General features: G+C 61.7%; 11 protein-coding genes, 1 pseudogene and 1 riboswitch. Of the genes and pseudogenes, 2 read left to right on the top strand and 10 right to left on the bottom strand.

Translation table 11 applies throughout. From position 1 onward, the window contains the following. Nucleotides 1-31: 31 nt before the first annotated feature. Nucleotides 32-526, bottom strand: a complete 495-nt coding sequence (locus AB4N84_RS26635; RefSeq protein ID WP_074756607.1) for a DUF934 domain-containing protein — start codon at nucleotides 524-526, stop codon at nucleotides 32-34. Continuing rightward, a complete protein-coding gene (locus tag AB4N84_RS26630; RefSeq protein WP_460043972.1) occupies nucleotides 510-2,168 on the bottom strand; it encodes a nitrite/sulfite reductase in 1,659 nt (552 codons plus the stop codon). The genes AB4N84_RS26635 and AB4N84_RS26630 overlap by 17 nt, the downstream gene beginning before the upstream one ends. 557 nt (nucleotides 2,169-2,725) lie before the next feature. Between AB4N84_RS26630 and AB4N84_RS26625 the strand changes: the two genes are divergently transcribed. After that, nucleotides 2,726-3,814 carry an ABC transporter substrate-binding protein gene (locus tag AB4N84_RS26625; protein WP_460043971.1) on the top strand — a complete coding sequence of 363 codons (1,089 nt, stop codon included), beginning with the start codon at nucleotides 2,726-2,728 and terminating at the stop codon, nucleotides 3,812-3,814. A gap of 1 nt (nucleotide 3,815) precedes the next feature. On the opposite strand, the gene AB4N84_RS26620 is transcribed toward AB4N84_RS26625, so the two are convergent. Both AB4N84_RS26620 and AB4N84_RS26615 read right to left on the bottom strand, forming a co-directional pair. Then, nucleotides 3,816-4,058 (bottom strand): DUF2970 domain-containing protein, encoded by a 243-nt coding sequence (locus AB4N84_RS26620; RefSeq protein WP_460043970.1) that lies wholly within the window; start codon nucleotides 4,056-4,058, stop codon nucleotides 3,816-3,818. A 109-nt stretch (nucleotides 4,059-4,167) separates the two neighbouring features. Next, complete coding sequence (locus tag AB4N84_RS26615) at nucleotides 4,168-4,863, bottom strand: pirin family protein (protein WP_346830554.1); 696 nt, start codon at nucleotides 4,861-4,863, stop codon at nucleotides 4,168-4,170. Between the two features lie 278 nt (nucleotides 4,864-5,141). Between AB4N84_RS26615 and AB4N84_RS26610 the strand changes: the two genes are divergently transcribed. Further along, nucleotides 5,142-7,688, top strand: a complete 2,547-nt coding sequence (locus AB4N84_RS26610; protein ID WP_460043969.1) for a UvrD-helicase domain-containing protein — start codon at nucleotides 5,142-5,144, stop codon at nucleotides 7,686-7,688. A gap of 77 nt (nucleotides 7,689-7,765) precedes the next feature. Here the strand turns inward: AB4N84_RS26610 and AB4N84_RS26605 are convergent. The 6 genes and pseudogenes from AB4N84_RS26605 to AB4N84_RS26580 form a co-directional block, all read right to left on the bottom strand. Next, nucleotides 7,766-8,479 (bottom strand): annotated as a pseudogene (locus AB4N84_RS26605) (ABC transporter ATP-binding protein); the annotation flags it as partial. Nucleotides 8,480-8,583: 104 nt separating this feature from the next. Then, on the bottom strand, nucleotides 8,584-9,606 hold the full coding sequence (locus tag AB4N84_RS26600) for a FecCD family ABC transporter permease (RefSeq protein ID WP_074756597.1): 1,023 nt from the start codon (nucleotides 9,604-9,606) through the stop codon (nucleotides 8,584-8,586). A gap of 5 nt (nucleotides 9,607-9,611) precedes the next feature. Beyond that, nucleotides 9,612-10,625: an ABC transporter substrate-binding protein gene (locus tag AB4N84_RS26595; protein WP_074756595.1), complete on the bottom strand. Its 1,014-nt coding sequence runs from the start codon at nucleotides 10,623-10,625 to the stop codon at nucleotides 9,612-9,614. A 142-nt stretch (nucleotides 10,626-10,767) separates the two neighbouring features. Continuing rightward, nucleotides 10,768-10,965: riboswitch (cobalamin riboswitch) on the bottom strand. Between the two features lie 52 nt (nucleotides 10,966-11,017). Continuing rightward, on the bottom strand, nucleotides 11,018-11,746 hold the full coding sequence (locus AB4N84_RS26590; RefSeq protein WP_460043967.1) for an aspartate/glutamate racemase family protein: 729 nt from the start codon (nucleotides 11,744-11,746) through the stop codon (nucleotides 11,018-11,020). Between the two features lie 23 nt (nucleotides 11,747-11,769). Beyond that, a complete protein-coding gene (locus AB4N84_RS26585) occupies nucleotides 11,770-13,278 on the bottom strand; it encodes an NCS1 family nucleobase:cation symporter-1 (RefSeq protein WP_460043965.1) in 1,509 nt (502 codons plus the stop codon). 211 nt (nucleotides 13,279-13,489) lie between these two features. Continuing rightward, nucleotides 13,490-14,485 (bottom strand): aldo/keto reductase, encoded by a 996-nt coding sequence (locus tag AB4N84_RS26580; protein WP_460043964.1) that lies wholly within the window; start codon nucleotides 14,483-14,485, stop codon nucleotides 13,490-13,492. Nucleotides 14,486-14,648 lie beyond the last annotated feature (163 nt).

The raw sequence follows: 14,648 nt of genomic DNA, 5'->3' as shown, positions 1-14,648 counted from the left end.
GGCTTTTTGTGGCCTGTCGATCAGCGTCGAATCAACGACGCCGGAACAGCGGCAGTGGCTCGTCGGTCGCCGCCTGATAGGTGACCGAGAAGTCCCGAAGGCTTTGCAGCGCTTCGTACGGGTCTTTGTCGGCACGAATCGCGAAAGCGTCGAAGCCACATCGATGCAGGTAGAACAACTGGTCGCGCAAGACGTCGCCAATGGCGCGCAGCTCACCTTTGAAACCATAGCGGTCACGCAGCAGACGGGCGTTGGAGTAGCTGCGGCCGTCGGTGAACGCCGGGAAATTCAGGGCAATAACCTGGAACTGGCCGGCGTCATCGCCGATTTCCTCAGCTTCTTCATCGCTGTCCAGCCAGACACCCAGACCGCCATCGCGCGCTTTGAGTGCGTGACCGTGCTCGCGCCACAGAGACAATGGCACGATCAGGTCGTCGCAGTTGGACAGGCTGTCGAACTCGGTGTCCTTGGGCAGCAGGTGCCAGGTTTCGTCGATGACTTCGTTGTTCTTAATGATTCGCTGCATAGACGCGCTCCTTGAAAGGGTCGATGCCGATACGCTGGTAGGTGTCGATGAAGCGCTCGTCTTCGTTACGTTTTTCGACGTAGACGTTGATCAGCTTCTCGATCACATCCGGCATGGCGTCCTGAGCGAACGACGGGCCAAGGATCTTGCCCAGGCTTGCATCCCGGCTGGCGCTGCCGCCCAGGGAAACCTGGTAGAACTCTTCACCTTTCTTGTCCACGCCCAGAATGCCGATATGGCCGACGTGGTGGTGACCGCAGGCGTTCATGCAGCCGGAAATGTTCAGGTCCAGCTCGCCGATGTCGAACAGGTAATCCAGGTCGTCGAAACGGCGCTGGATGGATTCGGCGATCGGGATCGACTTGGCGTTGGCCAGCGAGCAGAAGTCACCGCCAGGGCAGCAGATGATGTCGGTCAGCAAGCCGATGTTCGGCGTGGCGAAACCTTGCTCGCGCAATTCGCCCCACATCGTGAACAGCTGGCTTTGCTCGACGTCGGCCAGAATGATGTTCTGCTCGTGGGAGGTGCGCAGTTGGCCGAAGCTGTAGCGGTCGGCCAGGTCGGCGATGCCGTCCAGTTGCTTGTCGGTGACGTCGCCCGGTGCGACGCCGGTCGGCTTCAGCGACAAGGTCACGGCCGCGTAACCCGGCTTCTTGTGGGCCAGGACGTTACGCGAACGCCAGCGCGCGAAGCCCGGGTGCTCTTTGTCCAGTTGAGCCAGCTCTGCGCTGTAATCCGGCAGTGCCTTGTACTCAGGGTCGATGAAGTGCTTGGCGACACGGTGAACTTCAGCCTCGGTCAGCGTCGTCTGGCCCCCGCGCAGGTGGGCCATTTCCGCTTCGACTTTTTCGGCAAAGACTTCAGGGGTCAGTGCCTTCACCAGGATCTTGATCCGGGCCTTGTACTTGTTGTCGCGACGACCGTAGCGGTTGTACACGCGCAGAATGGCGTCGAGGTAGCTCAACAGGTCCTGCCACGGCAGGAACTCATTGATGAACGCGCCCACGACCGGCGTACGGCCCAGACCGCCGCCGACCAGCACGCGGAAGCCCAGCTCGCCGGCAGCGTTTTTCACCGGCTCAAGGCCGATGTCATGGACTTCGATGGCGGCACGGTCAGACGTAGAACCGTTGATCGCGATCTTGAATTTGCGTGGCAGGTAGGCGAACTCCGGGTGGAAGGTCGTCCACTGACGCACGATCTCGCACCATGGGCGCGGGTCAACCAGTTCGTCGGCGGCGACGCCGGCAAACTGGTCCGTGGTGACGTTGCGCAGGCAGTTGCCGCTGGTCTGGATGGCGTGCATCTGCACGGTGGCCAGTTCAGCGAGGATGTCGGGAATGTCTTCCAGCGCCGGCCAGTTGAACTGAACGTTCTGGCGGGTACTGATGTGCGCGTAGCCCTTGTCGTAGTCGCGGGCGATTTTGGCCAGCATACGGGTCTGGCGCGAGGTCAGCTGCCCGTAAGGCACAGCAACGCGCAGCATCGGCGCGAAGCGCTGGATATAGAGGCCGTTTTGCAGGCGAAGCGGGCGGAACTCTTCTTCGCTGAGCTCGCCGGCCAGATAGCGGCGGGTCTGGTCGCGGAACTGCTTGACGCGGTCCTCGATGATCCGCTGATCGTACTCGTCGTATACGTACATGGTGGTCCTGTTCTCAGGCGGTTCACTGCTGCTTAGACGGCCAGAAACAGGCGATGCGTTGTCGCGAAGGTCTCAGGCCGCTGAACAAATCTGCGCGCACGGTCGCGCACTCCTGACGGAGCCGGGGGAGGTTACCAGTTTGCGAATATGCGCAAAAGTGATGTTTGAGTATATGCAAAGAACCAAAAGTGATAAGCATCACGTCGGCTGCCCATGTCCACACTTGTGATAAGGACAAGCCTCGACTTTACTCTGCTCAAGGCCCGGGTCAACCGTCCTTGGCCTGCTTCATCTGCAATCACCAATAAGACTGACAAGAGGCGATGCAATGAGTAACCACCACCCTAAAGTTGCCAAGTCCGACAGCCATGTGGATGCCTGGGCGATCTTCTTCATCATCGTTCTCGTCGTGGGAGCGGCCGTTTTCTGGGTCAGCCACCAGTAGCGCAGGCACCGCGTCTTCACGTGGGGTAAGCCTTACCCGACGGCAGCCGATAAGGTATAAGCAGGCCTGATACAGGTCGTTATGCACTTAGGGGTGGTGAGGCTCGGTGTCCATGATCAGGTTTTTCAAGGGCTGCCTCATTCTTGTCGTGGGTGGGCTGTGGTCCAGCGGTGCGTGGGCGGCGTCGGTGGTGTTTCTCAACCCCGGATCGGCGCCGGATCCGTATTGGTCCAGCTATTCGCGCTTCATGCAGGCAGCGGCCGATCGCCTGGGCATGAATCTGCAGATCTATTACACCGACCGTGACACGCGCACGTTGTTGACGCTCGCGCGCAAGACGCTGCAAGGCAGCGACCGACCGGACTATCTGGTGTTCTCCAACGAGCTGAACGTTGCGCCGGAGGTGCTGCGTCTGTCAGTCGGCAGCGGGGTCAAGCTGCTCGCGGTCAACAACACCTTCACGGCCGATCAACTGAGCATTCTGGGCGACTTGCGCAGCCGTTATCCGGACTTTCTGGGCAGCGTCGTGGCCAACGACGAAGAAGGCGGCTACCTGATCGCCAAGCGCCTGATTGAATCCCGTGCGCCCGTGCTTCCCGGGCAGACCCTCGAAATGCTGGCGTTTTCCGGCACCAACAGCACACCGGTTTCCCTGCAGCGCGAACGGGGCCTTTACCGTGCGTTGGCCGAGAATCCTCACGTCCGACTTCGGCAGATCGTTCTGGGTGGCTGGCGCCGTGACCGGGCGTACGAGCAGGCGCAGATGTTGATCAAGCGTTACCCCAACGTGAGCCTGGTCTGGGCCGCCAGCGACTTAATGGCGTTCGGGGTGATGGACGCTTTGGGCGAGGCGGGCAAACAACCGGGCAAAGACGTGTTGGTCGGCACCATCAATGATTCGACCGCCGCGTTGCAGGCGCTGCTGGAGGGCCGTTTGAGCGTGGTTGCCGGTGGCCACTTCACGCTGGGTGGCTGGGCGCTGGTGTTATTGCATGACTACGACAACGCCGATAAAGCGGCGCGTCAGCCCATCGGCACCTGGCGGGTCCGCGCGATGCAGATCAGGGAACGCAGCGACAGCCTAGGCTTCATGCAGGCCAATAGCCGCGACGACTACGGTATCGATGTTCGTCAGTTCACCGAGGGGCACAGCCCGAAGGGCGTCGCTTACCCGTTTGTGCGCGTCGGGGCGGCGAACTGAGTCACGGCACCGCGAAGTGCAGGACCAGTTGCACGATGCCCATCAACGCCAGCGCGAAGAGGGCCGTGAAAGCAACGCCCATGATCACGAAGTGCGACGGCTTGCCATGGGTGAAGTCTCGGGCGCGATTCTTGTGGCTTTGTACGCCGAAGGCGGCGGCCATGACGCTGTGCAGCATCTGCCAGAAGGTCGGCGGCTTTTTATCGTCGGGGTGTTGAGGTGAGTCATCGGATGGCTTGTCCATGGGCCTGCTCAAAAGAGGAATGGCCCCGTGAAGGATAGACGTCATCCCAATAAAAAAGCCCCGGCGTCTGACGAAGCCGGGGCTTTTCGATTACAGCATCAGCGCGCTATCACGCCACATCCACCAGAACGATCTCACTGTCCTCGATGGCGGTGACCCGCAAGACGCGCTCGTCTTCAACCGCCACGCCGTCCCGCGCTTCAGCGCGCAGGCCGTTGACTTCGATGATCCCGGTTGCAGGCACCAGGTACGCCCGGCGACCCTCATCCAGCGTGTATTCAGCGGTCTCGCCGGCTTTCAGGTTGGCCGCGACCAGGCGGGCATTGGCACGAATACGCAGTTCGATGTCGTCGTCCGCTTTACCGCTGGCCAAGGTGACGAAACCTTCGCGGTTGCCTTTCGGGAACGGTTTGGCGCCCCAGGAAGGTGGAGCACCGACTTCGTCCGGCATGATCCAGATCTGGAAAATGCGCGTCTCTTTCGACTCCAGGTTGTACTCGCTGTGGGCCACGCCGGTCCCGGCGCTCATCACTTGCACATCGCCTGCTTCTGTGCGGCCACGGTTACCCAGGCTGTCCTCGTGGGTGATCGCGCCTTCACGGACGTAGGTGATGATCTCCATGTCGCGGTGCGGGTGGCGTGGGAAGCCCGTGCCCGCCTGGATCACATCGTCGTTCCACACCCGCAGCTGGCCCCAGCTCATGCGGGCGGGATCGTAGTAGTTGGCGAACGAGAAGTGGTGATGAGCGTTGAGCCAGCCATGGTCTGCGCCGCCAAGGGATTTGAAAGGTCGAAGTTGCAGCATGATCAGTTCCTCCATTAGTAGGGCCGGCCTAAGCAGCAGCGCCGCTGGTGATGACTCTTCAGTCGATGGAGCAATCATCTATCAACCATGTATCGATAAAAAGCGTAAGTTTTGCGTCATTACAATCGAAATATTAAATATGTCATAGCGGCCTTTTATGCCTCTTTACCTGCACTTGATCGGCTAACTCCATGACCGCAAAGCATTTCGCTGGAGCTCGCGGACGAATGGGGTGACCATAGGCGCCTTCTCGTTCAACGCTGATAGATGGAGCCCGCGTGTCGCACGATTTTCCAGCCGAGCCACCCCACGAGCTAACTGCTGATTTGCCCCCTGACCTGACAACGCCCGAGCGCTTGCCCTTCTTCAAGCGCCTGTTGGCGCGGGTGATGGGTCGCGGTTTGTCGCGCATGCAGGCGCAGCACGTTCCGTCCTGGAGACAGGGACATGCGGACGGCTTTCTCAATGGTCACGCCGAAGGCATGGACGAGGGTTACGCCGAGGGCCGTCTGGACGGTATCGAAGAAGGGCGTCGGGTCTTGGTGATCCGGGATACCCGTCCTGGGGAACACCGGGGACCGAGGGTTGACGATCATCTGTTCGATGACTGGCGCCTGCCGCTGACCAACGAGCTGAAAAAGCGCATCAAGGCCGATGTGGCGCAAAAGCTCCCGTCCCATGCCCAGCCAACCGCCGCTCAGTGGAAGATGATTTTCAGTGATACGCCGTCGACCTATGTCATCGCCGGTGCCGGGGCGGGCAAGTCGACATCGCTGGTCTTGCGTGTGCTGCTGCTCAATCACTACCTGGGCTTCGAGCTGGACTCGATGACCGTGGTGACGTTCACCCGCGAGTCGCGCAAGGACTTCATCAACAAGCTCATCGAGATCATGGGGCTTTGGGGGCACGACCTGTCACTGCGCCAGGCACGCGCGGTGGTGCGCACGTTTCACTCGCGCATTCTGCCGCTGGTGCGCAGCCTGCCGGGTTTCGAGCAGCTTCAGGCCTTCGAAAACCTGAGCAGTCAGCAGGGCAATCCGGCGGGTGGCGACCTGTTCGGCCACAAACTGCTGGACGATGGGGCGGACAGCAACCCGTTCGACCTGCGCATCAACGATGCCCAGCGCCAGCAGATGAACCTGTGCTATCGGGACCTGTACGCCGCCAACCCGCGCTTTCGTGAAGTGATGGCACCGCTGTATCGGCATTCACTGCAACTGAAGGAACTGGATCGCGATCATCCGGATGTGCAAAAGCGCATCACCGTCATGGGGCTGTCGTCCAAACGTGATGAGGAACTGTGCGACGTCATCGAGGACCTGTGGATTCGCGCAGGCGCCTGGCCGATTCAGGGCGTCGAGCCCATGCGTCAGACGGTCGAGGTCAGCGGGCTGACATTCCACGTCCATGGCTATGCCGCCGAGCTGGACGCCTGGATCGTGCTCGGTTTCGACCCGAGTGAAGACCAGCACCTACGCCGCCCGGACGCCAAGCTGCCGGTCTGGGCCGAGTGGGTGATCAAGCGCACGTTGTTCCAGGCGTTCTGCCGCAAGCCGGTGATCTGGCTTGAGCACTACGAGGCGTCCCGCGGCATGATGCAGTCACTGTCGGGGGCGGCGGTGGCCGGGCCCGGCTTCGATTACAAGGTCAAAGGTGAACTGAGCGCCGCGCCGTTGCTGGACTGCTTCGTGGCTGCCGCCGGTTTCATCGAAAACCTGGGGCTTGATGTCCCTGACGCCGTGTCGCAGATGAGTTTTTCGGATCAGGACCCGGACCGCTTTTTCTTTGAAGCCCTGAGCCTGTTCTGGAAGGCGTTCGAGGACCATCTGCTGGAGCAAACCCCACCTGTCATGACCTACAACCGGATGTTCTCGCTGTTTGGCGAACATTCGCCGGAGAACCTCAAGCTGGTCAGCGACGAGGGCCTGCGCCCGCTGTCGCACTTGATGATCGATGAGTTCCAGGACGTCTCGCCGCAGATCGTCTCGTGGATCCGCGCCAGTCTTCGAGAGATTCGCGGCCGTGGCCCTGCGTTGCATGTCGGCCGAGGTGCGCAGCGCTCTTCGCTGTTGTGCGTGGGAGACGACTGGCAGTCGATTTACGGCTGGCGTGGCAGCTCGCCGAAATTCTTCATGGAGTTTCCCAAGGAATTCCCGTCGCCGGGCACCACCAAGGTCATGCTCAGCGATAACTTCCGCAGCCATCAGCACATCATCGACGCGGCCGAGCACATCGTGCGCGCGGCACCGGCGATCAGCGGCAAGAAGGCCCGAGCCAGCGGGCCGGTGCAGGAATTGCTGCCAGTCAGCGTGTTCGATCGCGATGACGATCAACTGGTGGCCCGTTTGATCGAGCATTACAACGCCGGTGACTCGGTGTTGCTGCTGTACCGCAAGGGGAGTGAACGCAGCAAGTTACCGGAGGCGCTGCAAGCGGTGATGAATGCCGACTACGCGTTGCCGCCCGGCGAGCGGCGCCTTAAGCAACTGACGTATCACAGCTCCAAGGGTTTGCAGGCCGACGCGGTGTTCCTGCTCGGCGACTGCCAGCACCTGACCCAGTCTCCGTACAAGAATCAGGTCTATCAAATGGCGGGGCTGGGCAAGGAGGACGACCTTGAAGCCTTCGACAACGCGCAGAAGGATGAGGTGTTGCGCCTGGCGTATGTCGCGATCACGCGGGCCGTGCGTCATTGCTACTGGTTCATTGACGCGGCGGGCAATGACGATGCCGCGGTGCCCAAGGCCTCGTCGAGGATTGCCACAGACAAGGCGTTCTTTGAGGATCGACGAGGCGCCGTGCGCAGCGATGAGGCCGCCGTGTAGCCACGCGGTCTGTCGGCGGTGGCGGTCGTGAAGCCGCTGTCGCGCGGGCGGGCTGTTTGGCGGGGCTGCTTGGGAGGCTAAGCCGCGCCGTCTTGAACCGGACGCAGACGCAACAGCTTCGCGCCATCGAAAGGGTCGGTCAGCCAATGCCCTGCAACGCCGAACGTCGTGTGCAGGCGTTCCGGTGTCAGCACCTCAAAGGGCGAACCCAACGCCACCAGTTCTCCTGCATCGAGCACCGCCAGGCGGTCGCAGGCCAGCGCCTGATTGAGGTCATGAAGGGCGATGACGGTGGTGACAGGTAATTGATGAACCCGCCTGAGGATCGACAACTGCTGCTGGATATCCAGGTGATTGGTCGGCTCGTCCAGCAGCAGAATGTGCGGCCGCTGCGCCAGCGCCCGGGCAATATGCGCGCGTTGCCGTTCGCCTCCCGACAGCGAATGCCAAGCCCGCTGTTTCAAGTGCTGCAGGTTCACGTCGGCCATGGCTTGCTCGACGATCTGCCGATCGACGTCGCTCCACGGAGCGAGTGCCGACAGCCATGGCGTACGGCCCAGTTCCACCGCCTGCTGCAACGTCAGGTGGTCGCTGGTTTGCGCCTGCTGTTCAACCACCGCCAGGCACTGTGCGATGTCCCTTCGGCGCAGGGTCGACAGAGGTTTGCCCTGCATCAACACGTCGCCTTGGGTGGGCGTTTTCAGCCCGGCCAACAGCTTGAGCAGGGTCGACTTGCCCGATCCGTTGGGCCCCACGACGCCCAGGTTTTCACCCGGCTGAATCGTGAGGCTGACGTCCTTGAGCAATTGAGCCCCTTTTATGGCGTAGCTCAAGTTGACCGCGCTGAGCAGGGGCGTGCCCTCGCGGCTGGCCGTGAGAGCCGGATTGGACGCGTTCATTGGAGACGGTTTCCACGGATCAGAATAAGGGCGAACACCGGCGCGCCGACCAGTGCGGTGATCACGCCAATGGGCAGCACTTGTCCTTTGATCACCGTGCGGGACAGTGCGTCAGCGGCGATCATGAACAGTGCGCCGCTCAAGGCACTCAGCGGCAGCAGACGGCCATGGCGGACGCCCGTGACCATGCGCACGGCGTGGGGGACGACCAGCCCGACAAACCCGATCGAACCGACGATGGACACCATGACGGCGGTAATCAGTGCGGTGGTCGCGATAAGTGAGGCCTGCACCCGGCGCACGGGAATGCCGAGGGACGCCGCCGAGTCGGCGCCAAAGGTGAACGCGTCCAGTGAGCGGCGATGCCACAAGCAAACCACCAGGCCGAATAGCACAACGGGCACCGCCAGGCTCACCGACGACCAGCGCACGCCGCTGAGGTTGCCGAGCAGCCAGAACAGGATGCCGCGCGCCTGTTCGGCGTTGGCGGAGCGGGTGATCAGAAAGGACGTGAGGGCGTTGAACAACTGTGAGCCGGCAATGCCCGCCAGGATGATCTGTCCGGCCGCCGTCTGGCCGCGAGAGGCGCGGGCAAGCAAGGCCACCAGTGCAAAGGCGGCCATTGCGCCGGCGAAGGCACCGGTGGAGAGGGAAATCGCCCCGGCGCCCACACCGATGATTGCCACCAGGACAGCGCCGGTGGAGGCACCCGCCGATATGCCCAGCAGATAAGGGTCGGCCAGCGGATTGCGCAGCAGCGATTGCAGCACCACGCCGGAAATCGCCAGCCCTGCGCCACACGCCGCCGCGACGATGGCGCGGGTCAGGCGGTAGTTCCAGACGATACCTTCATCGATGGGGTCTACCAGGTAACCGGCTGCCCACAGCTTGTTTGCCAACACCTGAGCGATGACAGGCAGGCTGATCGACGTCTCGCCAATCGCGACGCCCGCCATGATCGCCAGGCACAGCACGGCGCTGACCCACAGGCCGTGGCCCAGCAATCGACCCACACGCATACGGTTCATGGCGCAGGAGTGGCGCTTTGAACGGCAGCGCCGAGTTGCTCGATGCCGTCGAACAGCCGCACACTGGATTCCATCGCGCTGGCGTCCATGATCACGATGCGATCGTGCTTCACCGCGTCCATGTTGCGCGTCACCGGATCGGATGTGAGAAACGCCAGTTTCTTCTCATGATCGTCGGCCGGGAAACGGCGACGATCCATCCGAGCGATCACCAGGATGGTCGGGTTGGCCTTGGCGATGGTTTCCCAGCCGACGGTGGGCCACTCTTCATCGGAATCAATGACATTGCGCATGCCCAGCGTGTCGAGCATGAAATTGGGAATGCCCTTGCGGCCCGCGACAAAAGGATCGGAGTTGAGGTCAGGGCTGGAGAACCAGAACACCGCCGAAACGTTGTGGCTGCCTTGGGTTTTCGCCTGTTCGACGGCCTTGGCCAGACGCGCCTGATAGCCCGTGATCAGCTGTTGGCCGCGATCCTGCACGTCGAAGATCATGGCCAGTTGAGCCAGGGTCTTGTACAGCGTCTCGACTTTAAAGGCCGCCAGGCGCGTGCCATCGGCGCCGACCCGATTGTTCTTGCCCTCACAGTCGGAAGGCAGGATGTAGGTCGGGATGTTCAGGTCGTGAAACTGTTGTCGGGTGCCGACCGCGCCTTGAGGGCCGACCATCCACTCGAACTGCACCGGGACGAAATCCGGGCGTTTGCCGGTCACGGACTCGAAGCTGGGCGTGTTGTCGGCCAAACGGGCAATGTGGTCGTTGGCGTCCTTGAATTGAGGCAGTACGTCGTTGAACCACAACGATGTGCCGATCACCTGTTGGCTGAGGCCCAAGGCGTAAAGCATTTCCGTTGCGGCCTGGCCAATGGTCACGGTTTTTTGCGGTGGCTGGGCGAACGTCAGCGGCACGCCGCAATTGTCGACCGTCAGCGGGTACTGCGTTGACGCGGCGAGGAGGGGGCTCGAGAGCATCAGACCGGTGAGCAACAACGAAAGGCGGCGCAGCGACATGAGCGGGATCTCCAGTAAACCTGATGGCCGAAAGGGCAGGTACTGGAAAGCACATCCCGGCTCGCCGCTGAAAAGACAGGGCAAGTGCAGATCACGCCAACGAAGGCGCGCACGGGTGTCCTTCCCGGACACCCCGCCGGTGAATGATTGACGCTTGCCGGCAGGTCTCCTGACTGGCGCGTCCTCGCCAGGCTTCAGCCTTCCCGGGCTGACCCAGTGGCATTCTTGAAGCAGGGCTCAGCGCCTACAGTTGCGGGGACAGTTCCATTTGAGCCTGACAGAGCAGGGCTCGTGGATTCCCTATTAATTCCGAGTGGAAACCGGCGGCGGGGATACTAAACGATTCGCTGGCGTGAGGCGAATGCACCGCCGATCTATCGCTCAACGACCCTTCAATCCTGCAGACGAAACGGCCAGCCAACGACTTTCTTCGGCCGCGGTGTGGCGTAAGTGCGGACTTTCGAGGTCTTGAGGCCCAGACGCACCAGCGATTCGGCCAGTGCCACGGCCGCCGTCACGCCGTCGACCACCGGAACGCCGGCGCGGTCGCGAATCATCTGGTCCAGGCCGGCCATCCCGCCGCAGCCCAGGCAGATCACTTCGGCTTTATCTCGCGTGACCGCTTCAACCGCCTGTTCGGCGATGGCTTCCAGGGCGCGGTCCGGCTTTTCCTCCAATTCCAGCACGCTCATGCCGCTGGCGCGTACCGAGGCGCAACGCTCGAAGACACCCGCCAGTTTCAACCGGTCTTCGATCAACGGCACCGCCCGATCCAGCGTGGTCACCACCGAGTACTTGTGGCCCAACAGCATCGCCAGGCTCGCAGCCGCCTCGGTGATGTCCACCACGGGCACTTCCAGCAGCTCCTGCAGGCCTTCGCGCCCGTGCTCGCCATAGCCGGCCTGAATCACCGCATCGTAGGGCTGGTCGTAGGACAGCACCCGGTCCATCACCGCGATGGCCGCCAGGTAGCTTTCGAAGTTGCCTTCCACCGACTCCGCACCGAAGCGCGGCGTCAGCCCGATGATTTCCGTTCCGGGCGAGGCAACGCTGCGGGCCTGCTCGGCGATGGTCTGAGTCATCGATTCGGTGGTGTTCACGTTGACGATCAAAATACGCATGGGTGGACGTCTCTCGCTTGCGATCAATGCTGGGTGTTTTGCACGGCAATGGCCTGGCCACTGACGTCTTTGAAGGTCTTGCGCCGGTCGGCCAGCAACAGGTACAGCGCTGCGCCAATGGCGGCGCCCATCAGCCAGGAGAACGGCGACACCGAATCAAAGGCCGGGACCAGCGCGGTAATCGTGGAAATGATTGCCGCCGGAATAAACGCCCAGACGGCACGCAGGTTGACCCCGCGTGAATAGTGGTAGGCGCCGGCCGGATCTTCGGTGTAGAGCTGCGGCACGTTAACGCGTCCTTTGCGCAGCAGCCAATAGTCGGCGGTGATCACGCCGTACAGCGGGCCGAGCAGGGCGCCCAGGCCCGACAGGAAATACACGATCACCAGCGGGCTGTTGTAGAGGTTCCACGGCAGGATCAACACCGCCACGGTCGCGCTGAGCATCCCGGCACGGCGGAAGGTCAGGTAACGCGGCGCCAGGCTGCTGAGTACGAAGGCGGGCGCGACAAAGTTCGCCATGATGTTCACCGCCACGGTGACGATGAGAAACGCCAGGCAACCCAACACCAGGAAAAAGGTGCTCGGGATGCTCTTGATGATGTCCGTCGGGCTCTGGATGATCTGCCCGTTGATGGAGAACTGGGCGCCGCAGAGGATCACGGTGATGAACGCGAACAACAGCACGTTCACGGGAAGTCCCCAGAAATTGCCTTTGCGGATGGTTTTCTTGCAGGGGGCCGAGCGCGAGAAATCGCAGAAGTTAAGGATCAGCGTGCCGTAGATCGCCAGCCACAACGCGCTGCCCGCGAAGATACTGCGCCACATCTGAACGCCTTCCAGCGGCGTTTTCGTCGACCAGGCGATCTGACCGTTGGCCTGGGTGAACATCCAGATGGCGAGGCTGGCGACGGTGAGCAGGATCACCGGACCTGCGAACGCTTCATAGCGGCGCACCATTTCCATGCCGTACGCAAGAATCACGAATTGCACGGCCCAGATGCTGACAAAGCACAGCCAGCCCAGGGTCGAAAGGCCGAGCCAGGCATCGTGATCATAGGCCGCCAGCGCAGGGTCCAGGGCGGTGAGCAGCACCCGCAGCACCACCGAGGCCAGGTAGGTCTGAATGCCGAACCAGGCGATGGCGATCACGGCGCGGATCAGCGCAGGAATGCGTGCGCCGAATATGCCGAAGCTGACTCGACTGATCACCGGGAACGGCACGCCGGTCTTTTGGCCCATGTCGCCGGTGAGGTTCATGCACAGGTACACCAGCGCTGCACCGATGGCCAGGGACAGCATGATCTGCCAGCCCCCAAGGCCCAGCGCATAGAGGCCAATGGCGAACGAATAGTTGGCGAGATTGTGTACATCATTGGTCCACAGGGCAAAGATACTGTATCCACCCCATGTTCGGCCTTCCGTCTTGCTGGGAGCCAGGTCAGGGTTGTACAGACGAGGACTGAGCGCCGGGTGATCGACGGTCGAGGCCTGGGCGGCAAGGGCTGAATCCAGGGTGTTGTCTACTGGCATGTTCAACAATCTCCGGCGCTATTTGTATTTGTTTTTGTATACAGTGCGCAGGCAAGACTATCGGAAATGACAGATGAGTCAACGAGAAGGTTACAGAGGGGCGTGGGGGCTGCCTTAAACGGTCACAGGATTCAGGGGCTGTCCAGAGGGTAGGGAAAGCGGGATTGCTTTCTATAGCCTCTGGCCAGCATCAAGCGGTTGTTGTGTGCGGTCAGGGTTTAGCGGGTACCGGTGCCTGTGCGGCAATAAATCCCTGGTCCCGCATCGCTTGCCAGAAGCCATCCGGCACCTGAGCGTGAAGCGCGGTGACGTCTTCGACGATGCGTGAAGGCCGGCTGGCGCCGGGAATCACAGCGGCGACCAATGGGTTGGCGAGCACGAACTGCAACGCCGCCGACTTGATATCGACCTGATACTGTCGGGCAATCTCCTGAATGTGCGCGACCTTGTCGAGCATTGCCTGCGGCGCCTCCTGGTACTCGAAATGCTTGCCACCCACGAGCACGCCGGAACTGTAGGGACCGCCGATGACGAATTCGGCGCTGTGCTCACGGGCTTTGGCGAACAGGCGCTGCAGCGGCTGATCGTGATCCAGCAACGAATAGCGTCCGGCCAGCAGGAACCCGTCGGGTTGCGCCTCGGTGAGGTCCAGCGTCAGTTCGCAGGGTTCGACCCGGTTCACCCCCAGTCCCCAGGCCTTGATCACGCCTTCTTCGCGCAAGCGTGTGAGGGTACGGAAGGCGCCTTTGCGGGCAACGTTGAAGTGCTCGATCCATTCGTCGCCGTGCGCATCCTGCGCCACGTCATGCACAAACACGATGTCCAGTCGGTCGGTGTTCAGCCGTTCGAGACTGGCAGCGATGGAGCGCAGGGTGGCATCGGCCGAATAGTCGGTAACGATCTTGTTTTTCAACCCGTCGCTGAAAGGACCGCTGCGCGCGTCCGGGTCCAGTTCTTCGGAGACCAGCCGGCCAATTTTTGTGCTCAGGGTGTATTGATCTCGTGGCACGTGGGCCAGTGCCTTGCCCAGGCGCTGTTCGGACAAACCCGCCCCGTAGATCGGTGCGGTGTCGAAATAGCGAATGCCCTGATCCCAGGCCGCTTGCACGGTGGCAGTGGCCTCTTCTTCGCTGATCTCACGAAACATGTTGCCCAATGGCGCGGCGCCGAAGCCGAGGCGGCCGATGATCTTGTCGTGCAGACTCATTGAGGTGTCCTGTCTGTCGTCATGGAGAGCCGGGTGTACGCTGTGAAGTCAGCGCCCGGTGTTGTGTACTGATCGTTCATTGAAGCAGGAGTTCTGGCAGGCAGAGTCTGAGACTGCGCAATGCACCCGACGCCGGTTGCACCCGCAACTCCACCATGCAACT

This window comes from Pseudomonas sp. S2_H01 (assembly GCF_054668305.1).
Note: the sequence above shows the minus strand (reverse complement) of the source record. Positions and strands in the feature narration are given on the sequence as shown.